A 26976-nucleotide genomic window follows, 5' to 3' on the forward strand; every position below is an offset into this window, starting at 1 on the left:
TTTTTTGATGCAAATGTGCCGTTGCTAGTTAAAACAAGCCAACTGAGGTGCTTTTGAGACGCATGGTAGCTACAGGTTGATAATGGATATGCTCGTATGCTTAGTATGTCCATTTTTTTGTACCTGTGCATGCTAACATTACATGTTTCTTACCATTTACACACCGCTAACCTACTTTACATCTCCCGTGCCGCTCCCAATCATACCCGAGCCCTTAGCATGCCCCTTCCCTTCCACTACACCCCCTGTTTCACCGGCCTGGTGATTCTTTCCGGAAATGATCATCCAGGAAAGAAAAATAGACCAACGTGTTTAACTGATTTAAATAAGAAAAGAGCGCATATCAATGGTGGGTGGTATTCAAACGACGCTGTTTTACAGCCGTGCCCCTGGCCGGTAGCCCTTACGCCCCCATAAAACCCCAAGTAATCCCTATAAATTGCCTGATCATCTGCCTAAAGTCATCACTTTCTATGATCCAGATCATAAAACAAGCACCCCTTCACAAACTACTTTTGAACCCGAATCAAAATCAATGATAAAATGAAGAAGAAAATTGCGCCCATCCTCAGCCTGGCATTTATGATTGTTTTAAGCTCCTGTGGCAACTCCGGGAATACCGGAGCGGTAACGGAAAAAGCAATTGCCTCACCCGCTCAAAATGCGGCACAGGAGCCTGCTGCATATGATCCCAAACGCGGAGAAGGAAAATTTGACGAAACCAACGTAAAGCTGGAAGCCCCGGATGCCGCAAGAGCGGGACAGGGTAAAGCCATTGCTCAAACCAAGTGTTTTTCCTGCCACAAAACAACCACAGAAAAGCTGGTTGGTCCCGGATGGAAAGGAGTGACCGAGCGCAGAGCGCCGCACTGGATCCTGAACTTTATTACCAATCCCGATCCGATGATTGACAAAGACCCCCAGGTTCAGGCACAATTGGAGCTTTGCCTGGTGCGTATGCCGAACCAAAACCTTTCGGAGGATGAAGCCAGAAGTATTCTTGAATTCATGCGCCAGAATGACGGTGCCAAATAAAACCCGAACAATATAAAACAGCGAAACAAAGGATTGTTCCGGTACTGTTCATTTTCAGATGTTGCATCCTTCCATAACCTTTACCTAAAACGTATATATATTATGTTTACAAAAATAAATAAACCTTCACTGCTGATATTGAGCCTAGTCCTGCTATCTGCAGCTTCATGCAAACCCAAAAGCGCCGGCAATGCCGTGAGTAAGGATGCTGCTTCAAAGGTATATGTTCCCCCGGGCAAATATGATGAATTCTACAATTTTGTTTCCGGTGGATTTAGCGGGCAGCTCAGCGTTTATGGTTTGCCCAGCGGGCGGCTGCTGCGCGTGATCCCCGTTTTTTCTGTCGATCCTGAAAAAGGCTGGGGTTATAGCGAAGAAACAAAACCGATGCTCAATACCTCACATGGTTTTGTACCCTGGGACGACCTGCACCACGTGGAAATGTCGATGACCGATGGCCAGGCCGACGGGAAATGGGTATTCGTAAACGGAAACAATACGCCAAGGCTTGCACGCGTCGATTTGAAAACGTTTCGCACGGCCGAAATCATTGAGCTTCCCAATAGCGCCGGCAATCACAGTTCTCCCTTCGGCACCGAAAATTCGGAATATATTGTTGCCGGCACCCGGTTTAGCGTTCCCGAAGACGGCGAAGCCGGAGATGTACCCATCAGCACCTATAAAGAAAATTTCAAAGGTCATATCAGTTTTGTAAGCGTTAATAAGGAAACCGGCGATATGAATATTGCCTTCCAGCTAAAAACGCCGGGAGTGAACTTCGACCTGGCCCGCAGCGGAAAGGGAAAATCAAACGGCTGGTTCTTTTTCAGCTGTTATAATTCTGAACAGGCCAACACCCTGCTGGAAGTAAACGCCTCGAAAAGAGATAAAGACTTTATTATGGCGGTTAACTGGAAAAAAGCGGAGGAGTACATAAAGGCCGGGAAAGGGAAAAAACAAGCCGTGAAATATGCGCATAATAAATATGACGAACAAACACATACCGCTACATCTGAAATCAAAACAGAAGTAACCGTACTGGACGTTACCGAGTTCCCCGACATCGTTTATTTCATCCCCTGCCCTAAATCACCTCACGGTTGTGATGTGGATCCCACCGGAGAGTATATCGTAGGCAGCGGTAAGCTGGCCGCACTATTACCCGTATTCAGTTATGACAAAATCCAAAAAGCCATCGCTGAAAAAAACTTCGAACCGGAAAAATATTCCGGTCTGCCTGTGATCAAATACGAAGCAGCACTGTACGGCGAAGTACAAAAACCGGGACTGGGACCACTACATACTGAGTTTGACGCCAACGGTAATGCCTATACTTCCTTCTTTGTATCTTCCGAAGTGGTAAAATGGAATATAAAAGATCTTAAAGTACTTGACCGGCAACCAACTTACTATTCTGTAGGGCACCTGATGATACCGGGCGGCAATACCAAAAAGCCTTTCGGCAAATACCTGGTGGCGTATAATAAGATTACTAAAGACCGTTACCTGCCCACGGGACCGGAATTATCGCAAAGTGCGCAGCTCTATGATATAAGCGGCGACAAAATGGAACTGATCCTTGACTTTCCCACTATTGGCGAACCTCACTACGCACAGGCAGTACCGGCTTCATTGCTGCTGCCGAAACAATTAAAGATCTTCGACATCAATGCCAACAGACATCCTTATGCTGCAAAAGGGGAGGCCGAAACAAAAGTGATACGCCGGGGCAACCAAATACATGTATATATTACCGCGGTCCGCTCGCACTTTGCCCCCGATAATATCGAGGGCGTACAATTGGGAGATGAAGTGTATTTCCATGTCACCAACCTGGAGCAGGACTGGGATGTTCCACACGGATTTGGGGTAAAAGGGGCTGCCAACGGAGAGCTGCTTATTATGCCCGGCGAAACCCTTACGCTTAAATGGATCCCCGATCGTACCGGCATGTTCCCGATCTATTGCACCGATTTCTGTTCTGCGCTTCACCAGGAAATGTCGGGCTATGTAAGAGTTTCCCCCAAGGGCAGCAATGTACCACTGAGCTTTAGCCTGGGCGACAAGCCGAAGAAAGCAGAACCGGCCGTCCAATAAAATGAACATCAGCCATGTTCAGGAAAAGGGCGGCGCGTTTAACACGTAATGCCCTTTTTTATTTCAAAACAACACGCCTTATCTTCCGGCGCTTCATTGTTCGTGTATATAAATATCATTGTAATGCATCCAAAGATTTCATCCTTATCCAAAGCCCTTCTGGTACTGGCAGCCCTGATGCTGATTGCGTCGCTTTTTGTGCCACTGTGGAGTATTTACCTTAACGCTCCACAATACCCGGAAGGGCTGGAACTGCAAATATGGGCTTATAAAATCGCCGGCGACATTGACATCATTAATGGCCTCAACCATTATATCGGCATGAAAACCTTACACAGTAAGGACTTCACCGAGTTCGCCGTTCTTCCCTATATCATTGTTGCTTATGCCGCCTGCTTTCTCCTTGTGGCGCTTACCGGTCGCAAAAAGGGGCTTTATATACTTTTAGCTGCTTTTTTATTGTTTGGCATTGTGGCAATGGCCGATTTTTGGAAATGGGAATTCGATTATGGCCGCAACCTCGATCCCAGTGCGGCAATAAAGGTTCCGGGCATGGCCTATCAGCCACCGCTTATCGGGGCCAAGCAATTGCTCAACTTTTATGCCTACTCCATCCCCGCTATTGGCGGCTGGCTCTTTATAGGTGCAGGCATCCTGGCGCTTGCCGCCGTATTGACCGAAGGCCGGCTCCTGAGCAGGCGGCACCGCATGCCCCAACCTGCCTTCATCATCACTCTTATCTGCGTATGCGGTATATCCTGCAACAGCGCCGCTCCCGTTCCGATTACCTTACACCGGGATGCCTGCGATTTCTGTAAAATGACCATATCCGACGGAAGGTTCGCCGCAGAACTCGTTACCGTAAAAGGCCGCGTTTATAAATTTGATGACCTGGCCTGTATGATCCGCTATGCCGCCTCAGCGCAACTATCGGAAAAAACACACTATTACATCAGTGATTTTACAGAAGAGAACCGGCTTACCGAGGCTGCCACAGCATGGTACCTGCAACACGAGTTACTGCGTAGCCCGATGGGTGGAAACAGTGCCGCGTTTGCAAACCGTAACGCAGCGGTTGCTCGCGCAACCGCTTATCAAACAACCCCGATAAGCTGGCCGGATGTGTGCCGGAGCCTGCAATCTCAAAAAAGCAATAATCATGATGGGCTGCACTAAGCATCTTCCTCGTCTGCTGTTATTCTTCCTGATATGGGTACCCGGCGCGGGAACCTTCGCCAGCACCCTGCACGTGGGCAAGGGCCGGCCGTTTGCAAGTATCCGGGCAGCACTGGCAGCCAGTAAAAAAGGTGACAGCATCATCATTGATCATGGAATTTATAAAGAAGGCAACCTCATTATCGACAAACCAGTATATATAGCCGGCAATGGAAGGCCCGTACTGGATGGTGCACTCCGGTGTGAAATCCTTTCTGTGAAAAGCGACGATGTGACCATAAAAGGGTTAACACTTCGGAATTCCGGGCGGTCGGCAATGACAGACCCCGGGGCCATTAAGGTATACGATGCCAATCGTGTGGTTATCGAACAGAATATACTACTCAATAACTATTTTGGCATTTATCTGCAGTATGCAGCAAACTGTATTATCAGAAACAATGTACTGGCTGCGTCACAAAAAGAAGAACATCTTTCCGGGAATGGCATTCATTGCTGGAAAAGCGACAGCATCCAAGTAACCGGCAACCGGATCAGTGGCCACAGGGATGGAATCTATTTTGAGTTTGTAACACACTCAGTCATCTGGCGGAATATTGCAGCAAACAATCTCCGCTACGGATTACACTTTATGTTTTCGCACAACAATGCATACATCACCAATTATTTTAAAAATAACGGCGCCGGAGTAGCGGTGATGTTCACAAAAAATGTAGTGATGATGAACAATACCTTCGAAGGCAGCTGGGGTGATGCTGCTTATGGAGTATTGTTTAAGGAGCTATCGGATTGTTACCTTTCCGGTAACCGGTTCCTCAAAAACACCACCGGCATTTTCTTTGATGGCAGCAACCGCATCCTTACCGAGCATAATCTATTCCAGGCAAACGGATGGGGCATGCGCTTACAGGCAAACTGTATAGATAATACAATCCGGTGTAACAATTTCACCGGCAATACATTTGACCTTGCCACCAACGGAACCCTTACGCTGAACAGCTTTTCGGAAAACTACTGGGACAAGTATGAAGGCTATGACCTCAACCGGGATCAGACCGGAGATATACCTTACCGTCCGCTCAGCCTGTATTCCATGATCGTGGAGCAGAATCCCCCCGTGATGTTATTGTACCGGAGTTTTATGGCCACACTACTCGACCGGTCTGAAAAAATAATCCCGACACTGACACCAGAGCACTTTATTGACAACAAACCACACATGATCCCCTATAATTTATGATCTCGATACAAAATATCAGTAAACGTTTTGGAAGACTGCAGGTACTGGACAACCTGAATCTCCACCTGGAACGCGGGGCCTGCATCGCTCTTACAGGCCCAAACGGCTGTGGCAAAACCACACTGATAAAGTCTATACTTGGCATGGTACTGCCCGACAAAGGGAGCATCGTATTTAATGGCAGGGATATAAAAAATGACACCTTGTACCGTCAACAAATCGGCTACATGCCTCAGATTGGCCGATACCCCGAAAATATGACTATCGGGCAGATACTGGACATGATTCAACACATCCGCAATTGCAGTGAGCCGGCCGATTACGAATTGTTTCATCATTTTAACATTGCCGGAATGCTTCAAAAGAAAATGCGTACCCTCAGTGGGGGAACCACGCAAAAAGTAAGTGCTACGCTGGCATTCCTGTTTCGTCCTCCCGTATTGATCCTGGATGAACCGACGGCAGGCCTGGATCCTGTAGCCGCCGAAATACTCAAACGCAAAATAACGGAGGCAAAACATAAAGGAAGTCTCATACTCATCACCTCTCATTTACTGAGCGAACTGGAAGACCTGGTCACCCAGATCATCTTTATGCAGGAAGGCAAGTTATTACTCCACCAGGATATTGCAGCACTCAAAACGTCCACCGGCCAAAACTCCATCAAAGCAGCGCTCGTTCATCTTTTAAAAAACGGAACCGCATGATCCGAATCCTGAAATACGTAACCCTCGACATCTTAAAAAACCGGATCATCATCGTGTATACGGTAATACTGGCACTCTTCTCCTGGAGCGCTTTTGGTCTGGAAGGCAATGCTTCAAAAGGTTTACTAACCGTGCTCCATATCGTGTTACTGGCCGTACCCCTGGTTGCTGTATTATTCGCCACCATTTATGTTTACAATAATAACGAGTTTATAGAACTGCTGGTTAGCCACCCCGTAAAACGCAGTATGATCTGGAAAGCGTTATTCGCCGGGCTTTCGCTTAGCATGACGGTCGCCTACCTTCTGGGAGTAGGAATCCCGTTGCTTGTTTTTGCGGATGCCGCTACGGCCGGTATCATGATCACGGCCGGAGTGCTGCTTTCAATGATATTTGTGGCCATCGCTTTTCTTGGCAGCATGCTCACCCGTGATAAAGCCAAGGGGGTAGGCATCTCCATCCTCCTTTGGCTGTATTTCACCCTGTTGTTTGACGGTCTGATCCTCTTCCTCTATCTTCAGTTTGCCGACTACCCCATAGAAAAACCGACAGTGCTGCTTTGCGCACTAAGCCCGGTAGACCTTTGCCGTATCCTTGTTTTGCTCCGGCTGGATGAATCGGCCATGATGGGATATACCGGGGCCGTCTTCCGGATTTTTTTTGGTGACACCGGTGGCCTGGTGCTTTCCGGTCTTCTTTTGGGCTTGTGGATACTGCTCCCCTTTCGTCTTTCACTCAAAAAATTCAGGAAGAAAGATCTGTAATGATTAAGGCCCGACCAGTTCCGCCCTATTGTCAACATTCATAAGCATCCGGCATGAATGTTGGCCAGCAACCTTGCTCAGCTTCGGGTTCTTTGCGAAAAAAACAGTCCACCAGCTCCGGTCAGCAACAGCAGGGCTGCAACCAGCAACATTTCATTCATAAAAGGAACCGGGATATATCCAAAGGCGGCAAAGCCCTGTACGGCCAGGAGAAGCTCGTTCAGTACGACACCTGACACAAAAACAAAGGCTGCCACTTTCGCTGGCAGTGTATAACTGATTGCCCGCTGCACAATATAAAAGCCGGTTAAAAATATACTGTATACACCCAACAATACTAAATGCAAATAAGCGATAACAACCGGGCGAAAACCAAATACAAGGCGACTGACCGAAGGAATTACGGAAATGACCTGTAACAGGAACTTTAACGTTAGGGCCAGCGCAGCCATATAAAAAAAGATCCGCGCCTGAGGTACAAATAACCGGCATCTGTTTTGTTGTCGCAGCAGGTATGCACGTACCAGCAATACCAACCATGCACCCAGCTGTAACAGAGCGCCGGCAACTGCTGCCAGATATAACCATCCGGGAAGACCAGCCCAAAGTATCGACAGGAAAAAAGTGGGCACAGCTGCTATGATAAATATCCGGAAATATTTTACCGACGGGGCGAAAAAAGCGGGCATTAAGGCGGCCGCAAGCGCCATACTGCCAAAGAAAAACCATCCGTTGTATTGAAAATGCAAATAAAAATATATAGCGCCCATGTAGTACTGGGCGTTTGTATTGCCGGTGGCCATCATATAGCCAAGAAAAAAAGGACCCGCCGACGAAAGGATATTGAATAGTAAGCCCCCGGTTGCCCAGGGCACAGAGGGGTGCATTGCGGGCAGTCGCTTGCGGTCTCCGATAAAAAGCACTGCAAACCCCATGGCAACAAAAACCGACAGCGTGGAAAAGGCAATGGACAGGACCTGATAACCCTGCAGGGTAAATGCCACCAGCATACCAAAGGCACAGACAAGATTCACTGCGATAAGGCGATCATAGTACTTTCGCCTTGGAGCTGTAAGATAGGGTTTGGCTATAAGTGCCAAACCGGCATATAACAGGTGACTGATCCACCCGCTAAAAGCAAAATGTGAATGTGCATGCAACAGGTTTTTTTGCTCCAGATACGGAAAATTAAATGCAATCTTATAGCGCATCAGGGTACCGTACAAGGCTACCAGGGCCAGGTTCAGCAATCCCCACCGCAGCCATTTTTTCGATCTGTTGTCTTCCATCGATAATCAATAATACAATTTATGCCTCAGGATCTTTACTTTTCCGTCGTTGCTCATCCGGATCAGCGTCCGGATCACTGTTTCCACGCGAAGGCCGGTGAAGTCAGCGATTTGTTGCCGGGTATAAGGCACTTGCAGCGGTTTTTCTATTGTTGCCGCGCTCCGGCCCTGCTCCAGAAAATGAACGATCTTTTCCTCGGGCGTTTGCCGTACCCAAATCTGGGCCGCCATCGCCTTGCTATAAATCCTCCTGGCAAATGTGTAAAGTAAGGCATTCGCAATCTCTGGATAGTCTTGCAGGATCTTGCAGTATTTTTCCTTCCGGATCTTAACCAGCACACAGGGTGTAACTGCCTGCGCCGTGCTGGGATACGCTTTATCCAGTAATAACGGGGGCTCTCCAAAACTCTGCCCCGACCCGAAAATGCCCTGCGTCAGATCCTTTCCCTCTGCATTTGTTGTATACAGCTTTACGGTACCCTCCACCAACTGGTAAAAAAAATACGGCATGTTTCCTTCGTGGAAAAGGATCGCACCTTTCTCTACCTTCCGTGCAACACCCCCATAAGCGATTAGTATATTATAGTCGATCTGCATCTTGATGCCACGTCAGAATCTGGATTAATTGACTTTTTCCTGTTCCATTTTAACCGCCTTGGGAAACAGGATATTGTTTTCCAGGTGTACATGCAGGTGCAGATCTTCTTCAAATTCCTTTAGTAAAGAAAAGGTAACCCGGCAGGTACTGCAGGCATCCTCCGGGGGAGTATAGTTGCCTGTAAGGGCCGCGATCTTCTCAAAACGTTCGCCTTCCATATGATGTTCATGCATCATCACGCTGATCGGGTCCTCTACCGTTTCAAAAGGTGCACGGGTAGTTCCGTTTGACGCCAGGCTCCTGATATAGGGAAACAGTATCATTTCCTCTTTTTGCATATGCGCCGATAGTTCAGCAGCACTGTCTTTAAACAGCGCTTCCACTGCTTTCAACTCAGGATGCCGGCTCCCGTGTACTGTTGCCACTTTTTCAAGAAAGGGAGTAATCTCCGCAATTTTCGCGGTCACATAACGGTGATGTTTTTTTTCAATATAGTCCGCCAGTAAATCCGCCGGCCAGCTGGTATATGCCAGCCCCTCCGTTCCCTGCTGGCTCCGCGCCTGTTCCAATGCGCCGATCAGAATCTCCGGCCCCTGCCCTTTTTTTGCACAGGCTTCCGCAATAGTGCGGTTACCATTGCAGCAGAAATCGATGCCATAGGTCTTAAAAACAGTGGCGGTGCGGTAGTCTTCAGCCACCAGCGCTCCGATAACGGTTTGTTCATTAATATCCATACAATTATTTATTTGAATGTTATACTTTGCCATGCGCATCCGCCGTTCGCTTATCGCCGGTAGCGACGCGGCTATAAAACGCGTTTGTGCTTCCTATTCCAGATATCCATACCTAACTATCAGCGGCGCTGCTTCTTTATTCCTGAAGCACTTTTATGAACCCTATACAAAGATAGGAACAAAAAAATAATAAAAGACAAAAATATCTTTTATTATCCTAACAGACTTGTCCGGCCTCCACTCTTCAAAAAATCTCTCTTTAGCGTACGCACCTTTCAGATACAACCAATAGCTCCCGAAACGGACAATTCAGATCAGCTTCCGGCAGGCCTTATACAATTTCCCGGCGAATGAGCTTAATAAGGATCGCGATACTCTTTGCGGCAAATATTTTAACCAGGCTTTTACGATGCGTCTTACAGTGTGCATGCTTATAAAAGCAGCTCAAAATCCCTGCATCAGTAGGATCGTTTCCATCAATCGCATATTCCTCGTTTCAGGCAGCTTTAGTACTTTTACCATAAATGCATATAATATGGTTGAAAATCACTTAAAAACCGCTGACGACACCCGCAGACCAAGCTCAAATGCTCGCTTTAACTGGCTGATCTTTGCATTTGTTTTCATCCATTCATCAATGCCGTTACAGGCCCAGGATGATAACCTTCCCCAAAGAGATCAAAAGAAGGTAGTGTTCACATCAAAAATCCTGAACGAGCAACGGTCCTTATGGATCTATACGCCTGCGAACTATCAATCATCCCGTGAAAAATATCCGGTGCTGTATTTGTTGGATCCGGATCAGAACTTCGCTTATGTAACAGAACTGGAGCGCTTTTTATCGGACAGGTACCGCATTCCCCAGTTGATCGTTGTTGGCATTGTAAACAACGACCGCAAGAAAGATTTCACTCCTATACACTCCCTAATCTTTAATGGCCGGATAGACAGTAGCCTGGCAACTACCGGCGGCGGGAAAGATTTTCTCAACTTTATCAAAAACGAACTCATTCCTTATGTAGACAGGAACTACAGAACCCAGCCTTACCGCATACTTTCAGGACATTCCCTGGGCGGTCTGTTTGCAGTGTACTGCAAAGAAGCAGACCCCGGCCTCTTCCAATCGGAGATTGTGATCAGCCCGGCGATCTATGGCGGGAATATGGAAATCCTCGGCCGGTTTTCCGGTTTCCTGAGAACGCATTCTGAGCTCACTGGCTACCTATCTTTATCGCTGGGAAATGAACCAGGTGGGAAGTTGGCTGCAGATTCGCTTGTTACTCAGTTAAAGCAGTTCGCCCCAAAATTCCTTAAATGGCAATATAACACGTATATGAATGAAGATCATTTTTCTGTAGGATACAAGAGTATGTACGATGGGTTACGGTTCATTTTTGGAGACTGGTTTATTAATCCACAGGATACTGCCTCAGTAAGATCTTACCAGGATATAGCGTTACACTTCGCGCGCCTTTCAAAACAATACGGATACACCATACAAGCTCCGGAAGATTTCATGAATGAATGTGGTTATCAGCGGCTCAATGGAGGACATGTAGATCAGGCCATTGAAATATTTGCCCGGAATGTCGAAAATCATCCCGGCTCGTCAAACGCCTATGATAGTTTGGGTGAAGCCTACTATTTAAAAGGAGATTTGAAGAGCGCACTAAAAAATTATAGAAAATCGGTATTGTTAAATCCCCAGAACCAGAACGGAAAGAATTTGATCAGGAAGATCGAAGATAAACTACAGCATCGCTAAGTTTGGAAAAGCCGTATCAGCAATTTCGCTAAAATCCCGGACACATCCGGTATTTAAAAGGGTGCATTTTTATTTATAGCCGGCAAAGAAGAACCGGATGAAACAGAGCGTCCAGAAGGCTTGCGCAGCAAAAAAAAAGCAACATTTTTTTGTCATCAAATTACCAACCCTTACTTTTGCCGCGGAGAGATGGCAGAGTGGTCGAATGCGGCGGTCTTGAAAACCGTTGACTGTAACAGGTCCGGGGGTTCGAATCCCTCTCTCTCCGCCAGAAACAGAAAGCGCTGAAACAGCGCTTTCTGTTTTACTGAATGCTTCAGTGGCTAGCATCACCCCTGACGAACAATAACTCCAGATCGTTCAAAAGGGCCATGTAGGATATTGGGGGGATTGCCCAAATTGGGCATAAAAATTAGCGAACCTTAAATAGGAAAAACGAAATACCTGTTACACCCCAGGATTCCGCTTTAGAACACCTTATTTTTACATTAAGATGTTACCGGGATATTGACGCTCCGGTTGTCAAAACAATTACCGGCTTGGAGAACCCAGCGAATTTAGCCCATAGTTCGGAACAGGTTGAACCCGGGATCCTCAACTTCACTATACCAGCATGCCCGCTTCCGCTCATCCCAAAAAATCTGTTTTCACATTTGGCTGATGCATTTCAAAGGAAATGCTTATTTCAGTCTTGCATCGTTGCCGGATGGGATACAGATTCTTCCGTTCAAGCAACTGCTCCGATCTCCGGTGTTCCCGGTTTCGAAAAATTGCAATAAAATAGCTCCTTCTAAATAGTTTACTGGTAACGGACGGGCAAACAATTTGAAGCTTGCCTTTGAGTTGGTTTTCCAGTGCCCGATCCGGCTGTAACAGTCCTTTCCACCCGCCTGTGTTAAACAGAAGATTTCAGGTTTGTAATACAGTGGAACGCCAGCCATTCATGGAACTTTTGTATATACTCCGGTTTAAAATGAATAATGCGGCCATTTTTGAGCATTATGGTGAAAATTCCGGCTGCTTCAATATACTTTTCAAGTTCAGAATAAGAAAAATTAAACCCTGGGAATATGTCAGTATTGTTCACGATTATATGATTTACTCTATATTAATAGACAACCGCAAGTTATAGATATTGCTAAAGCCGGGCAATCGCTTAAGTATTTTTACTATAAGTTTATTGAAAATATACGGATATCAGATCAGATAGCGCCAACGGTTATTTTTTAAAACGTCCTTTTCATCATTATTCCTTTTCTTTGTACAGTCATTTGAATCATTTTAATTCAATCATTTACGTTGGCCAATCGACGTTCGATGAATATAATGACACCGCAAATGAACCCATCTCCGGAGCTGCAATGAACACCTAAGAAACACAACCAGGTTGCGATCATTTACCATACCAGGGTAAAGGACGGCAGGATAAAAAAAACGAGACATGAATTTGAAGAATATTATACAAAGCCGCCATGGCTTTAAAGGAGCACAGGTGATCTCAAATCAGTATCCTGGCAGATACTTGTTTTCTTGCACTTATTGCATAGTTAAAATCATATAAAAGACATCTTATATTGTGTAATCCGTTTAGCAAATTTTAATGGAAACCACTCATTTATCATACAAGTCGATATTGGTTATTGATGACCATAAAATGGTTGCTAATGGTATAAAACTGATAGCAGGCCGGTTGTTTGAATCGTTCTATATGGCACATAGCGGGGCATCGGGCATGAGCCAGGCGCTTCAGAATTTTCCGGAGCTAATCATCGTAGATTTTTATCTTCCCGATATCCCGGGCGATTCGCTTGTGCGGCAGCTAAAAGAGAAATTACCATCCGCAAGGATAATGGCCTATTCGTTTTCCTATAGTCCTGACATCATTATAAAAATGCTAAAGGCCGGGATTGATGGTTATATTATCAAACGCGAGGATGATGAAGAATTTATAAAAGCGATTCATATGCTAATGCGGGGCCGAGACTATTTCTGCAAAGAGGCCCGAGCGCATATAGTAAATCGTTTTTCCACGGCCACCGACGATTTCACCGTTAAACACCTTATTGGTAATACTAAATTTTCCGGAAAAGAACTGGAGCTGATCCGTCTGTTATGCAAGCAGATGACCACGAAAGAGATCGGTCATTACCTAAGCCTTTCAGAACGTACCATAGAACAATACCGAAGCAATATCATGCGTAAATTAAATGCCAAAACACTTGCAGGCGTTATCAAGTTTGCCATTCAGAATGGGGTGGTAATGCTTGATGAACTCTAGTTGAACACCGGGCTTGATGCGCTCCGGATACAGCTTAAAGTAATTCCGCACAGGTTCGTCGGGGCTGAGCGGCCCGATTTCACCTTGCATTTAAAGTGATATGCCGATCGGATAAAGTTGACGCATAAGCGTAAAACGATTTGAAAATACATCTCCGGGCATATATATAATCAGGGGAAGCTACATGGTATGCGCACAAAGCAAAAGAGGGTGTAAAGACTTACCCCTCTTCTACTTTGGACAAATATGCAGCTATTGCCTGTTTAAAATTTATTCTGCGGTCACTTTTACTACTTTACTAAATGACTGTGTGCCATCCACATCCACCTGTACAATCCGCAGGAAAAGTGGCCCTTTATTAACCTGATCCGCAGACACCTTTTTACAACCAGCAATGGTAAGTGTACTGCCAACAATCATCGCCAAAACAACCAGCCCCTTGCGCTTGCGTCTGAAACAAAGCGCCAACCCTCCAAGCGTAAGGATACCAATGCCTAAAATGGCCGTACTGCTCGTTAAGTCCATTTCATATTTATAGTCAGTTGTGCCGGTTGAAGTTCCGTTTGGCGCGCTGCTTTTTACAGTTGCTATTTTAGTGAAACTGGTACCATCCTTTGAAATCTCGATATCAAAATGGTCATTATTGGTTTCACTCATTGTACTCCAGTTTACAACAAGCTTTCCATTAACGATCTTCGCAGAAATGGCTCCGAATGTCACTGGCAACACCAATGGATCATTGCTAATTCCAAAGTTTACGTTTGCAACAGTACTATTATCTGCCGCGGTGCTTAGATCCCCTAAACTGGCTTTCCCGGTACGGTTGGTAGCATCTGCGGTGTTATCGGCGCCCCGGTTGGTTCCCGTATAGCCATAACCATTAGCGGGAGTGTCAGCACTTTGAAGTTGCACGCCCTGTTGCCTGCTGCTGTTGGTCAACACTACTGAATAAGTTCCGGTCTCCGTAAGCAACGATTTACTTACTATAAACGTATAAGTGCCGTCTGCATTAATTTTTACTGAGGCTATCACAGCACCATCAGGTCCTACCAGGTTGGCCCACATATTATTGGCAATACCATTTTCCCCGGTTTCGGTTTTGGCATCCCCATCGCTGTCATTCCAGACCTTTCCACTGATGGTGACGGTTGGGGTACAGGTAACTACGTTAAAAGTACGCACAACTTCAACCGGGTTGGGACAGCCCGCGCTGTTAACCGTATAACTTACGGTTACCAATCCGGCGCCTGTAAAACTTAAAATGCTATCCGCCAGGGTTGCATAAGCAGCCCCGGATTTTATGGCAAGGGTGCCGCCGGCAGGCGTAGGCAATAGTTGTACCGAAGTGCCGCGGCAGTATTCCCCATTGCTGTTAACAGAGGGAGCATTGGCCAGCTTTATTTCCGGCAAATTGGGCTGCTCGGCACCGCAAACCTTGAGACCATTGGTTCCGTAGCTATAGTTGCTCTGGTAGCCATCAGCTGATGTTCCATCTCCCATGCTTCCTGCCCTTTTATGTCCCACGTAACCGAAATTGGCCTGGCATTTATTCAGTACCATGGTTGTGTGTCCACCGGTTTCCACAATCGATATACCTCCGGCTACCAAATCTGCAGGTTCACCGGGGTTGAGCGCTCCATCCGCAGACCGTCCCAGATTACCTCCATTTTGTATGCCCCAGGCAAACACACGGTTATTATCACTGGTAATAACATTCATGCTCGGATAAGTGGGATCATGCTCGTTCGGCGAAATCCAAAGGATATTGTCCATTGGTGCTCCTGCAACATTTGCATTTGCGGTACTCGGGTAAGAAGGTGTTACCCAGTTGCCGTTGCTGGTCGTTGTAAAATCGCCTTTTTGCCTGGAAACATTGTCGCCGGTAGAAAGCAATTTTCCATTCTCATATAGTACATAATAGGTTGCTTGAGGCAAATTAACAGCAGCTGTTGCTCCTATCATTTTTATAGGGCCATTGGTTGTGGAAGGAGCCTGCATCAGCGTGGCCTGTGTCCTTGAGGCTGCTGCCTGATCTCCGGAGCCTAACCAGGTTCTGTTGCCCCAGGTGTAAATTTCTCCAGTGCTGGTAAGTGCCATAAGTACGCCCCATGCACCTCTGGTGGCAACTACATTTGTAAGAGGTGTGCCATCGGTTTTTTGAACGCGTGCCCAGGTTGTATTCCAGTTGGCGGGGGTTCCCGTGGTTCCATCCCCGCGCATGGCCCCTGTATGACCGGTAAGTACCCAAACACCTCCGCTACAGGTAGTAATGGCCAGTGTTTGATAGGTGGCGAACAGCATTTTTACATCCGAGGGCGAAACGCCGGATGGCAGCCCAAGGCTCACTTTACCAAACTTCGAATCGCTCTTTACGGCCGCCGGAATTACTCCCCCTGCGCTTCCCCAGGCCCATAGCCCGTCAGTTGTCAACAAAACATTCTGGAAAGCATTGACATAATAACTTCCGATTGACGCCTTTAGGGGTGTGCCGGTAAGACCCGGAAAGTTAATGCTATTGACAATGGTAGGAGATAACAGGTTCCCGGTGCCATTTGCAGCTGTTCTCTCTCCCCATATTTTAAGGTCGCCCGAAGCGTCCCGGACTACACTTTGGTGAAAGGCAGACACAAAATTGTCATACTCCAAAGTGGCTGCAGAAGAGGAATTGATTCCAAAATTACTATAGTCCTGGCATCCGCTGCTGCTATAGCAAGTCTGTCCATAAGAAGAATTGGCAGACCAAATGCTAATGAATGTTAGCAATAGGATTGTTGCTGTACGCATTGTTTTCATGTTTTTTAGTTTGATATTAGGCTTTGTCGTGAATTCAGGATTTGGTTCTTAAGAGTTCAACTTTTAGTTTATAAGATGGATAGCGGCTTCTGATAAATAATTCTCATAAGTAAATGGCACTTATTGAAGTACTATCGCTGCAATATACTGGCTGTTAAAAACGCAATAAAAAAGTATAGTAGAACTTGAATAACCTTTAAGGGAAAGTACGAATAGGCAGCACAGCCAGTTCTGGACGTTCCGATTTCTATTCAATGCTGCTGATTATTAGAACGCCATGATCAACGATCTTTTCAGCTTTACGAATTTCCTTTGCGGGTCTATTGCATGTTGCGGCTTAGCTCTATTGGCTCTGTCTGCATATTCTCATAAATTATCCTGTAATTTTGCCCGGCTTTTACTACATGCTATGGCTAATGACTATTGTCGCTTTTATTTGAAAGGAGCGATAAAATTCGGATTACTTCTTTTATGTTTCCTTTTTCAAAGCGTGGTATATCCACAGGCAGATCATTACGTAATAAAACAGTACAACTCGGAAAACGGCTTACCCCAAAATAGTGTCAAAGCGATTCAATTCGATAAAAGTGGATTCTGCTGGCTGGCTACAGAAGCAGGCATTGTCCGGTTTGACAACAACAACTTCAGGCAGTATGGAAGTGACCTTATAAAGGGCCTTAAAGGAGAAAGGATAGTCGCCATGATAGCCGATACGGCAGGAACGATATTTGCGCAGACTATTGATTTTCAAAATATTAAAATAGCGGGAAGCACATCCATATATATGCACATACCCGAATTGGCTGGCACCGACAGTCTTAGCTTTGTTACTACCGGCTACATTGCAAAAAATCTCAAATTCGATAGTGTTTGGCAGCGCATATATAGTAGTACCACAATTCCTCTTGTAAAAAAGTCGGGAGGATTGAGAAACGGAGATATTTATTTTTTCCAGGGAAGTGATGCTTATTTTTTCCAAAAAAACCATATAAAGAAATTAACGCCAAACGAAATGGAACCGTTGGGTAGTTTAATACTGAATGATCATTATTTCCTACAGGTATGGGCAGGCAACCAGACCAGATGCTGGAATAATGGCATGGATCATACAGGACGTATTCAGGGAGTAATTGCCCGCAATAAACCCTTCCTTAACGGCGATTTCAAAGCCTTATGGTGCGAGCAGGGAGCTTTTATATACGCCGGGGGAAATCTTTATGAACTCTTTTACAGGAATGGCGCAGTAGACAGCAAATGTGTTTTAAGTAATTTAAACCTGGAAATGCCGCTTTGCATCGCCTACCGGCCGGATATCAAGACTTATTTTATCGGAACCGGTACACAAGGGTTGTACACTATAAAAGTGTCGGATTTTATTTATCCTGAAATGCCCGAAAAATCAGGCCCGGAAAACTACTATACCATCGCGAAGACATCCGAAGACGACATCGTTGTAAACAACGCGCGCGTGCACCGCGATAATACGTCCTCGTATGTACCGTTGTATAACAGCGATAGCAGGGCAACCTACACCGATAGTGCGGACAGGATTTTTTTTGAAAATGGCTATCAGTTATCCCGGTATCATTCGAGAACCGGGATCATAGACAGAAACCTTCTCCAGCTTGATAACCGCCTGATGGTAATTATACCGGTTAAGGAAGATAGCACCTTATTATTATGCACACATTCTTCTTTATACAAAACAACGGCAGAAGGAAAACTAATCTACCAGAGAAAATTCCCTTCAGGCATCATAGCAACGGCATTGGTGCCGTTAAAAAACGGGATGTACCTGCTGGCAACCGCTACCGGGCTGAAATGGTATGATCTTAAAACTCATACGATTTTCAGGTCTGTACTTGATTCCCTTTCTATCCGGACCGTCTATCCGGACAAACAAAACAGGCTATGGATTGGCACGGATGGCAAAGGTTCTTTTTTATACACAAATAATGCATTGTATCCGCTACCGCCTGGTCCCAGGAGGGCGTTTAGCTCCATTCACGCGTTTATAGAAGACAATCACGGGAATTTCTGGCTGCCTACCAATAACGGGTTATATAAAGTACCCGTTCAGGCATTGGCCGATTTCGTAACCGGTAAAACCAATTCTGTTTTTTGGTTTACGTTTAATAAAGGAAATGGATTAAGAACGAATGAATTTAATGGCGGAGCAAATCCTAATTTTCAATGGCTAAAAGACAGCACGCTGGTATTGCCTTCGATCGATGGCCTGATAAAATTTTATCCTAACCGGCTTGTAACTGATTTTCCCCGGGAAAAAATTTTTATTGATGAAATAAGCATCGACGGACAGCAGCTTTCTCTGGACAGCATCAATGGCCCGATCCGGTTAAAACCCGTATTTCAGACCCTGCATATTAAAATAGCTTGTCCCTTTTTCGGTAATAAGGAAGATCTGAAACTGGAATACAAAATAGGTTCTGGAGCGTGGATTTTGGTTCCTTCTTCCGGGATTGTTTCTATAAATACATTGCCAGCCGGAGACTACACATTAATGTTCCGGAAGGCCGGAAGCGATGACCATGCGTCGAATGGCCATATTGCCATCCATATAACCGTTACGCCCTTTTTCTATAAAACAGGCTGGTTCTTTGTAGGTATCGTGTTGCTGGTTATTGGCCTGGGATATGTATTCCTGAGAAGACGCCTGGCCAAACTGGAAAAAGAGAAATTGAAAATCGAAAAAGTAGTAGCACTCCGGACAGAGAAGTTGCTTACGGCCGTACAACAGCTGGAGGATTCAGAAATAGCGCTAAAGAAGAGTAATGAAGTTAAAGAGCAGATCATTTCAACAGTATTACATGATATCCGGTCGCCGTTATTTTCCATGAGAATTACCGGAAAATCGTTGATCAGGAATTGGGGAAGCAACAACGAGGATAATTTAAACCAGGTGATCGGCCTGAATCAATTAATTGGCGAATTAAGCCGCTTCACCGACCAGTTTTTCTCCTGGGCGGTAAGTCAGCAGGAGCATTTCAATGTAAAAAAGACCTATTTTCCGCTGCAACAACTTTTCGGCGATATTGAGGCGTTATTCCGGGAAATCCTGCAGACCAATAACAATAAATTTGCCATACACAAAACAGCGATACAGGTCTATACAGATAAAGATATATTGATACTGATTCTAAGGAACCTGGTGGATAACGCCAACAAGAATACGGAAAATGGCACCATCAGTATAGCAGCAGCACCGGCACCGGAAGGTTTACAAATAGAGATCTCCGACACAGGAAGGGGACTCAACGCGTTCCAGATTGAAAATTTCCTGAATAGAGATAAAGCCGTAAAAAACGGCAGAATGGGAAGCGCTATCATTTTGGAAATGCTTGATAAGATTAACGGAACGTTGTCCGTTACCTCCGAACAAGGCAAAGGAGCGATTTTTACAATAACACTAAAGCAAGACCGTACAGAGCGGGTTTAGGAGCCGGCCGGGTGGTTTTTACAGCCGACGAATTTATGATATTCCTACCGTCCGCCTTTTGCAGTCTGCTGATGTATCATCACGGAGCCCCGCATCCGGGACAACGTCCTGCATTTTTATCTTAAAATACGGATCCCTTTTGGCGCCTGTACCGTAGTGATCACTTTGCCGGTTTTACCCTTTGTGTGTTTTACCCGTATCACACCCAGTGCAGTTGGAAAAGTTCCCTCTGCGTAAGAAAGATCGCCCAGGTTGGGTTTCAACCGGAATACCTTCCCTCCCGGTTCCACAGCTTTCAACCCCAAAACATGTTCCGACAACCATACCGTTGGACCGGACGCCCATCCATGACAAAAACTATGACGATGACCTACATAGCAATAATCGCCATACGCAGCATGTACATCTGTTTTTCCGGCCGGCACCAGCTCATCGATACGGGCTGCATTTTTCATCCAGCCAATATCAAAATCTTCCCAAAAAGTAGTAGCGCCCAGATCCAGCATACCCCCCCAATACTCCGAAATAAGATCCATCGCTTCCTGGTATTTTCCAGCCCTGGCCATTGCCTCCAGCATATAATATCCATAGAAGGTAGAAAAGCCTTTTGCTCCGCCCAAAGACAAGACAGCCGAATAAGCCTTGCCGGCATCCATCATTCCTACCAGGGAAAGCAGGGCAGCTGCCTGTTTGCTATTATTATGCGGTGGAACGATCTTTCGCATTTCGGTCACGGTTTCCCTGCATCGTTTCGCGGTTTCCATATCCCCTAGAACAGTACATAATGCGCCTCCCCGCTCGAGGCTCCATATTGTCATTGCCTGTAACCCGGCATGAATGGCAACGGAATCCTTACTGGAAGGCCAATCCAGGAAACGGTTCCCATCCATTTGTTCTTTACCATTCACAACCTTTCCCATAATCTGTTGCAATAATCCCTTCAGATAAGCTTGTTGTTCCTTAAGGTACCGAAGGTCGCCATGATGCATATACCAGTCATGCTGAATGATGATCCACCACATCGAATAGGTACTGATTCCACTCATCCATCCGGGCAGCGGTGTGGTGTTACGGGCCAGATCGAGGCTTCTGGGCACCACTTCATTATAACCAAAAACCGTATTTACGGTAGACACTTCCGGATGCAGATCGCCCACCCATACCAACCGGTCGCGCTTGATCCCATCCCACAGATAATCCTGCATATTCAGATGAACCGTATATGCGCCCACTTCCCAGATCTTATTCAACCGTTCGTTGCTGCTTTTAAAGGAACCTAGGTAAGGAATGTCCCGGTAGGTGGAAATCACCCTTACTTCTTTCAATTGCGCTTCAGCATTTACATCCAGCAAATCAATTCTTGCAAAACGGAAACCCGATTCCCCGCTTTGTACTTTTCCCAGCCAGGGCAGCATCAGGTTAAAATCCCGGATCGCGTGATCATTGGTGGATCCATGCACACCCAGTTCCGCCATTGCCTCGCTAACTGATTCTCCAAAGCGAATCCTTACTTTTCTTGGACCATTGGGAGCAGGCCACATGCCTGTGATGATTTCCAGCGCCCCATTCATTTCTCTGCCAAAATCCAGCAAAACGCTGGCCAGCCCTTTCTCGGTTGTTTTTAACACAATCACATCGGAATTATTCAGACTGGCCTGGCCGATGCCTTTCTTTAATAACTGTTCCGTTCCTGTAACCTGGCCTTGCTGCCAAACAATCCGCGTTGGATATACATACTCCCGCACTAACGGACTTTTCAGTTTACTGTTTGCCGGCTGCTGGGCTAAAGCAATCCCCGATGGCAAAGAGCCACATATCCAAAGAGCAAAAAACAATATTCTTTTTTTCATTATTACCATTTTACGATTGTCCGCATTCCTGTTTATTTACCAGTTAATATAGCTCCAATGTGACCGGTCCGGTTAACCCGGCTTTATGTAACGGACTGTTGCCATCGTAAGGATTTACGATAGACCATGTGCTTCGTTTTTCCTTAGGCAGTCGCAGATCTCCGATCAAACGGTTGACCCAGGTATTGACCACTTTCACCTGCAAGGTGTTTTCACCATTGGTTAAATAACCGGTGATATCCAGTTTATAAGGAGGCGTCCATAAATTACCTATTTCCTTCCCGTTTATTGAAACGGTTCCGATGGCCACCAGTTCACCCAGATTCAACAACACCTGCTGCGCTTTTGTTGTCGTTAACTCAGGCAGGACAATTTTATAAGTAGCTGCACCGGAAAAATATCGGATGGCTGAATCTTTGTGTTGAGACCAGTCTGTCAGCGCATCCATTTTAACCTCGAAACTACCTGTAACAGGGCTTTCAAAAGTTACCGCCCAGGTTCCGGAGACCGGTATCACTTTTTGAGGTTCCGAAAAATTGCGGTTCCCGTTGCTTTTTGCAGGCCTGGATTTCCGGAAAACTATAAACGCGCTTTCGAACCTGTCCAGCTCCAGCGGCACAGTGGTTTGCGTACCATTATCCGAAAATTCCGGCAATGGCCGCATCGTTCCTTTTACACCATCCCAGAGCTCCGGCACGTTGCCGGAAACACGGAATGCGGGTGCTACACGGATCTTTTTATCAGATTGGTTGGCGATAAAGTAGAGCTCGCCATCTTTTAAAGTACGATGCAGGTATACAACAGGATCTTCCTGTTTCAGTTTCACATCCGGAATCATCGAAAGACGATCCATAACTGCACCCAGTGTCAGCCCGTCCAGTACGATCCCTTTCTGGTATTTATTTTCCGTCTTAACCTTACCATCAACCCCATTCCACATGGCTGCCGCAATGCGCTGCACTTCTTCATCGGCCTTTTCATAATTTGCCAAGCTGGGCGAGCGCTTCGGTTGTGGCCCCAACACCACGCCGCCTTCTTTAACCAATGTTTCAATTTTGCGCAGCACCTCGGGCCGGATGGTCTCCAGTTTTGGCAACACCAATATTTTGTATGAAAGTCCATCAGGAAGCGTAAAGCGCCCGTTCTTCACAGTAACCCGGTTTAGCAGTACTTCGGCATTTATATAATCAAAGGCGTAGCCCCTTGGCATTGCCGGATCCTGCACACCGGTCATTTTAGGCGCATCTTCTCCGATAAAATAAGCCACATCTGCTACATAGCGCCCCTGCTGCAACAGGTAGTTGCTTCTTTTGATATAGCGTATAAAGCCCCCCATATCATAGAACCAGGTATTGTAGCGGTTAAACTCATTTCCAAACCAGGCGTTTACCCCCGGCATCTTCCCTTCGTAAGGCTGATGGATGTATACATGCAGTAAGGTATTATTGATCCCTTCTGCAAAGAAGCGGTCGCCCCTCTCTTTAAACATGGCCGGATAACGGCCAAATGTGTTGCCGGCCGCTGTAAATGATTCGGCCGATACTTTTGTTTTTCCATAAATATGCGCAGCAGAGGATGCGGCGCGGTTCTCTATATTTCCCAGCTCTCCTTCGCTCCAAAACTCCCCGCCAATTTCATCAGATTGTCCGCCATACTGTAAAAACTCCCCTGGAAATCCCCAATGCCCATAATTTTCCAGCCATATCGTTAAGCCGTGCTTATGACTAATATCACGCAGGCCCCCTACATACTCATAGGCCACCATATCTGCAATCAGCCGGCGCACATCCCACAGAAAACGGTCCGACTGTTCCTGGCTACCGATTACAAAACCATGAAACACGGGCGTAAAAGGTATGGGATCGTAGCCGTATACTTTTTTGAATTTTGATGCAAATGCATCGGTCCAGTTTTGGCCACCGGTTTCATAACTGTCCTGTACGGCCACTTTAAAGGATTTACGATCCTGCTCCGGTATTCTTCTTAAAATTTCACCAAGGAACGCATCAAAATGCGCCAGCACATGTTCCTGGTTCATTTTATCAATTTCAAGTCCTACGCCTTCCGGACTTGCCGGACCATTTGTTACGCCGGTAGGCACCATTCCTGCATTTAAGATCACCCAAGCCCCTTCCGGAACATTCCATGTAAGCACACCGCTCTGATCCACATAACTGGTAAGATTCAGTACATCCTGTGGCTTTATTACATAGCCGGCATCCCTTACCGCTGCCTGCGGCGCCCATTGATAATCGTGCCAGTAAGGAAGTGGTGTGGGATGCATACGTACCAGCGTTTTTTCTTTAAATCGTTCCACCCGCGGTGTTGCAGCAATTTCCACTTCAGCAATTCCTCCATCGCCGTGCACGTTCTTTATTGAAATCTTATAGGCATTCGCTTCAACGGCCTCAAAAGAAACCGTTACTGGGGCAAATGGCTCAAATCCTACATTCAGATTGTTATTGCTCCGGTCCAGCCGGAATGATTTTACCGGCACAAACCGGTTGCCCTTTTTTGCCTCCAGTACCACATCAAAACTCATATTGCGCTTGGCGGGATACAGGGTAACGCTCCTTGCTGTAAATGTTTGGGCGGCAGTAATGGTCAGTTCATTCAACTTGTCTTTCGCCAAGGCCACCTCGGTATTCACATCGTTGTCGATGAGATTTTGTAGCACCGGCCCCTGCAGATTTGATTCTATCCGGGGATGCAGGGCTGTAATGGTTGAGCCATAGTCTTTGGGAGCTCGAAACGCCAGCACATGCACGGGTTGAAAATCTTTATCCGGAGCCGTTAACTTTGCCTGAAACCGGCCGCCCCCCTTCACGAGGGTGTCTGTGATTGCCAGATAGCGCATGGCCTGGGCCGGCTTCACCCAGGGACCTCCGGACTGGCTCCAACCCGGGCTATTAAACAACCCGATATCAATATTAAGTTCGGTTGCTGTTTTTAAAGCCGTATGCAAAATATCCCACCATTCATCTGTAAAGATTTTCACTTTGCCATAAACATTCCCCGGCAGGTCGTTTAACCCAATATTTCCGATAAATGCCCGGTTGATCCCCACCGCTTTCATCGCCTGTAGGTCTTTGATAACACCCTCTTTTGAAAGATGGTCGGATATCCAATACCAGTACACACTGGTTTGAATGGAATCCGGGGCATGTGTAAATACGCGTTCCATACGATTCCAGTCGCTGCTCTTTCTGGTAATGCTGCACGCGCCTAACAGCAAAAAACAAAAACCCGTCAGGTATAAATGGCAAACTCTCATAATGAATATTTTTCCGGCGCTTACAAATAAAGCGCATTAAAAGCAGACAACCGTCCTGCTCTTCCCTGCATAAAAACCAACCGCATCCATGGCCAGCTTACCGGCAACGACCTCTTAAACGGTTCCGGTAACGGCTCCGATTCCTGAGATACATTATTGCTTTATGAATAACAGCTACTTCAAACGTAGCAGCAGATTCATCCGGCCACCGGGCGCTGCATCCCCGCTGGTGTACCAATCCAACGGATCTGCTTTCTGCATATTATCGGACCATTTAAATTCCAGCAGGGCATCTTTACCAGGAATGCCAATCAGGGCATAAGGGATCTCTGTCATCAACTGGTGCTCCCGCATGGTGAAGCTTACCGTAGCTATTGTTTTCCATGTTTGATTGATGAACCGCTGCAACTGATTTCCGGCAATGACCCGGTAATCATATCCCAACCAGCCCGATGTATAGGACTGATCGGTGTTCAACCAAAGCGTCATCCAGTTCTCACCCGAAACAGTTGTTAATGGGTTCATGGTACTTATATAAAAATAAAGCCGTTCCTTTCCGGCTGCAACCTTTACCGTTTTTAAATCATTTCTTCCGGTTGTATTTGTATAAATAACCGCAGGTTCTGTTTGTGCCCCCGGGTGGGAACGATGCAGTGTATCCCCCGTATAATCTTCGTACACCACCGGTACGGTCTCCCAATCGTTCCAGTTGCGGATCACTTCTTTTTTGAATACCGGCGGAATACCGGGTGATCCTTTATACCTCCGGATATTTGCCACCAGCTGCATGTAATAGTGGTCGCGCAACCCGGCCGTTAGTGAAGGTTCGATATCTCTGCTGTATTCAGGACTGGCCTGATCTACAAACAATGCCTGGTTTTTATTTCCGGATTGCCGTTTCCATTTACCGGCAATCCATTCATTCCATCCTGTAACAAATACAAACGGCACATCCTGGCTGATTGCAAAATCCCACTGTTCCTGTATATTGTACCCATAGTGTAAGTCCTGCTCTGGGTTACCGGGGGTACCCTTCCGGTAACTGCGGCCCCAGTTGCCGGAAGCGCCATAAAAAGCAGAACCACCCATGGATGCATCCAGGTTGGGATGTTGTGCGGTGGAAACATTAATGATTTCTTTTTGTCCTTTTTGATTATAATAAACCTGTTGGGGACGCTGAAACTCAATCCAGGGCCAGCCATTTGCCTTCTTGGCCTCATTTGGCCACTGCGACTCACGGAAGGTAAAAAAATGTTCATAATCTTTCCCCTTTGCTTCTGCAGATAATCCGATGATCAATGGTTTCCCGTCAAGATAAAACCAACAGTTCGGATAACGGTACCGCGCGCCCTCTTTATAATAAGTATCGAAAATTTCCTGCATTGCAGCACCGGATGCGGTATTTGTATAATACACTACTTTTGGAGGCTTTTTCCCCTGTAAACGAACGGCCTCTATTGCCTTAAAGAGCGCCGCTGATTGTGTTGGATAAATCAGCCGGTTGGTGGCGTCAATCACTAAAAAATCGACACCGGCATCGGTTAATAGTTGTATATTTTTCAACTGCACCCAATAATCATCGCCCCTGTAGTATCCATACACAGGCGCGCCCCAGAAATAATACCGCCCGGCAATGCCCGCACCGCCACCCCAGCCGGGATGATTAAAGTCCTGGAAAACATCGGGCGTCTTCAAATAGACTTCACTTAAGTCCCAAACGCGCTCCGAGGTAGGTGAATGCACGTCGCCCTGCCACAGGAAATAAAACAGGCCAACCTGCTTTTTGTGATTGACTTCACCAACGGTGTTCTGCTGTGGCAACACACGTCCCAGATCATCCACGCCGCTAAAAACCTGGCACCGGGAAGTAGTCCCCCAACAACATAAAAAACCAATACAAATAAACAGTCGTATCACCG

16 protein-coding genes and 1 tRNA gene are annotated in these 26976 nt (G+C 46.3%); 10 read left to right on the top strand and 7 right to left on the bottom strand.

Annotation, left to right across the window (positions count from 1 at the left end; genetic code table 11):
• Positions 1–543 precede the first annotated feature (543 nt).
• The 6 genes from LL912_RS09300 to LL912_RS09325 all read left to right on the top strand — a co-directional run bounded on the left by LL912_RS09300 (position 544) and on the right by LL912_RS09325 (position 7019).
• On the top strand, positions 544–1035 hold the full coding sequence (locus LL912_RS09300) for a c-type cytochrome (protein WP_235553310.1): 492 nt from the start codon (positions 544–546) through the stop codon (positions 1033–1035).
• 102 nt (positions 1036–1137) lie between these two features.
• Entirely contained in the window at positions 1138–3132 is a 1995-nt protein-coding gene (gene nosZ / locus LL912_RS09305; RefSeq protein ID WP_235553311.1) for a Sec-dependent nitrous-oxide reductase, read from the top strand.
• A 123-nt stretch (positions 3133–3255) separates the two neighbouring features.
• Positions 3256–4308 carry a nitrous oxide reductase accessory protein NosL gene (locus tag LL912_RS09310; protein ID WP_235553312.1) on the top strand — a complete coding sequence of 351 codons (1053 nt, stop codon included), beginning with the start codon at positions 3256–3258 and terminating at the stop codon, positions 4306–4308.
• Positions 4292–5548, top strand: a complete 1257-nt coding sequence (locus LL912_RS09315) for a nitrous oxide reductase family maturation protein NosD (RefSeq protein WP_235553313.1) — start codon at positions 4292–4294, stop codon at positions 5546–5548. The genes LL912_RS09310 and LL912_RS09315 overlap by 17 nt, the downstream gene beginning before the upstream one ends.
• Positions 5545–6255 (top strand): ABC transporter ATP-binding protein, encoded by a 711-nt coding sequence (locus LL912_RS09320; RefSeq protein WP_235553314.1) that lies wholly within the window; start codon positions 5545–5547, stop codon positions 6253–6255. The genes LL912_RS09315 and LL912_RS09320 overlap by 4 nt, the downstream gene beginning before the upstream one ends.
• Positions 6252–7019: an ABC transporter permease gene (locus LL912_RS09325; RefSeq protein ID WP_235553315.1), complete on the top strand. Its 768-nt coding sequence runs from the start codon at positions 6252–6254 to the stop codon at positions 7017–7019. The genes LL912_RS09320 and LL912_RS09325 overlap by 4 nt, the downstream gene beginning before the upstream one ends.
• A 77-nt stretch (positions 7020–7096) precedes the next feature.
• Here LL912_RS09325 and LL912_RS09330 read toward each other — a convergent pair whose 3' ends face one another.
• From LL912_RS09330 to ric, 3 genes are read right to left on the bottom strand one after another with little or no spacing between them, the layout of a single operon-like run.
• Positions 7097–8308, bottom strand: coding sequence for a hypothetical protein (locus tag LL912_RS09330; RefSeq protein WP_235553316.1), 1212 nt, complete (start codon positions 8306–8308; stop codon positions 7097–7099).
• 6 nt (positions 8309–8314) lie between these two features.
• A complete protein-coding gene (locus LL912_RS09335) occupies positions 8315–8905 on the bottom strand; it encodes a Crp/Fnr family transcriptional regulator (protein ID WP_235553317.1) in 591 nt (196 codons plus the stop codon).
• Positions 8906–8929: 24 nt separating this feature from the next.
• Positions 8930–9640: an iron-sulfur cluster repair di-iron protein gene (ric, locus tag LL912_RS09340; RefSeq protein WP_235553318.1), complete on the bottom strand. Its 711-nt coding sequence runs from the start codon at positions 9638–9640 to the stop codon at positions 8930–8932.
• Positions 9641–10277: 637 nt separating this feature from the next.
• Between ric and LL912_RS09345 the strand changes: the two genes are divergently transcribed.
• The 3 genes from LL912_RS09345 to LL912_RS09355 all read left to right on the top strand — a co-directional run bounded on the left by LL912_RS09345 (position 10278) and on the right by LL912_RS09355 (position 13683).
• Complete coding sequence (locus tag LL912_RS09345) at positions 10278–11405, top strand: alpha/beta hydrolase-fold protein (RefSeq protein ID WP_235553319.1); 1128 nt, start codon at positions 10278–10280, stop codon at positions 11403–11405.
• Positions 11406–11588: 183 nt separating this feature from the next.
• A tRNA-Ser gene (locus tag LL912_RS09350) sits at positions 11589–11676 on the top strand.
• A gap of 1329 nt (positions 11677–13005) precedes the next feature.
• Positions 13006–13683 (top strand): response regulator, encoded by a 678-nt coding sequence (locus LL912_RS09355; protein WP_235553320.1) that lies wholly within the window; start codon positions 13006–13008, stop codon positions 13681–13683.
• A gap of 270 nt (positions 13684–13953) precedes the next feature.
• Here LL912_RS09355 and LL912_RS09360 read toward each other — a convergent pair whose 3' ends face one another.
• Complete coding sequence (locus tag LL912_RS09360) at positions 13954–16467, bottom strand: hypothetical protein (protein WP_235553321.1); 2514 nt, start codon at positions 16465–16467, stop codon at positions 13954–13956.
• Positions 16468–16885: 418 nt separating this feature from the next.
• Here LL912_RS09360 and LL912_RS09365 point away from each other — a divergent pair, with 418 nt between their 5' ends.
• Positions 16886–19933 carry a sensor histidine kinase gene (locus tag LL912_RS09365; RefSeq protein WP_235553322.1) on the top strand — a complete coding sequence of 1016 codons (3048 nt, stop codon included), beginning with the start codon at positions 16886–16888 and terminating at the stop codon, positions 19931–19933.
• Between the two features lie 116 nt (positions 19934–20049).
• Here LL912_RS09365 and LL912_RS09370 read toward each other — a convergent pair whose 3' ends face one another.
• The 3 genes from LL912_RS09370 to LL912_RS09380 all read right to left on the bottom strand — a co-directional run bounded on the left by LL912_RS09370 (position 20050) and on the right by LL912_RS09380 (position 26974).
• Entirely contained in the window at positions 20050–21783 is a 1734-nt protein-coding gene (locus LL912_RS09370) for an alpha-L-rhamnosidase-related protein (RefSeq protein WP_235553323.1), read from the bottom strand.
• A gap of 43 nt (positions 21784–21826) precedes the next feature.
• The gene (locus tag LL912_RS09375; protein WP_235553324.1) at positions 21827–25057 is read right to left on the bottom strand and encodes a glycosyl hydrolase; all 3231 of its coding nucleotides are present in this window, start codon (positions 25055–25057) and stop codon (positions 21827–21829) included.
• Between the two features lie 174 nt (positions 25058–25231).
• A complete protein-coding gene (locus LL912_RS09380; protein WP_235553325.1) occupies positions 25232–26974 on the bottom strand; it encodes a hypothetical protein in 1743 nt (580 codons plus the stop codon).
• Between the last annotated feature and the right edge of the window lie 2 nt (positions 26975–26976).

The organism is Niabella agricola (genome assembly GCF_021538615.1).
Lineage (GTDB): Bacteria > Bacteroidota > Bacteroidia > Chitinophagales > Chitinophagaceae > Niabella > Niabella agricola.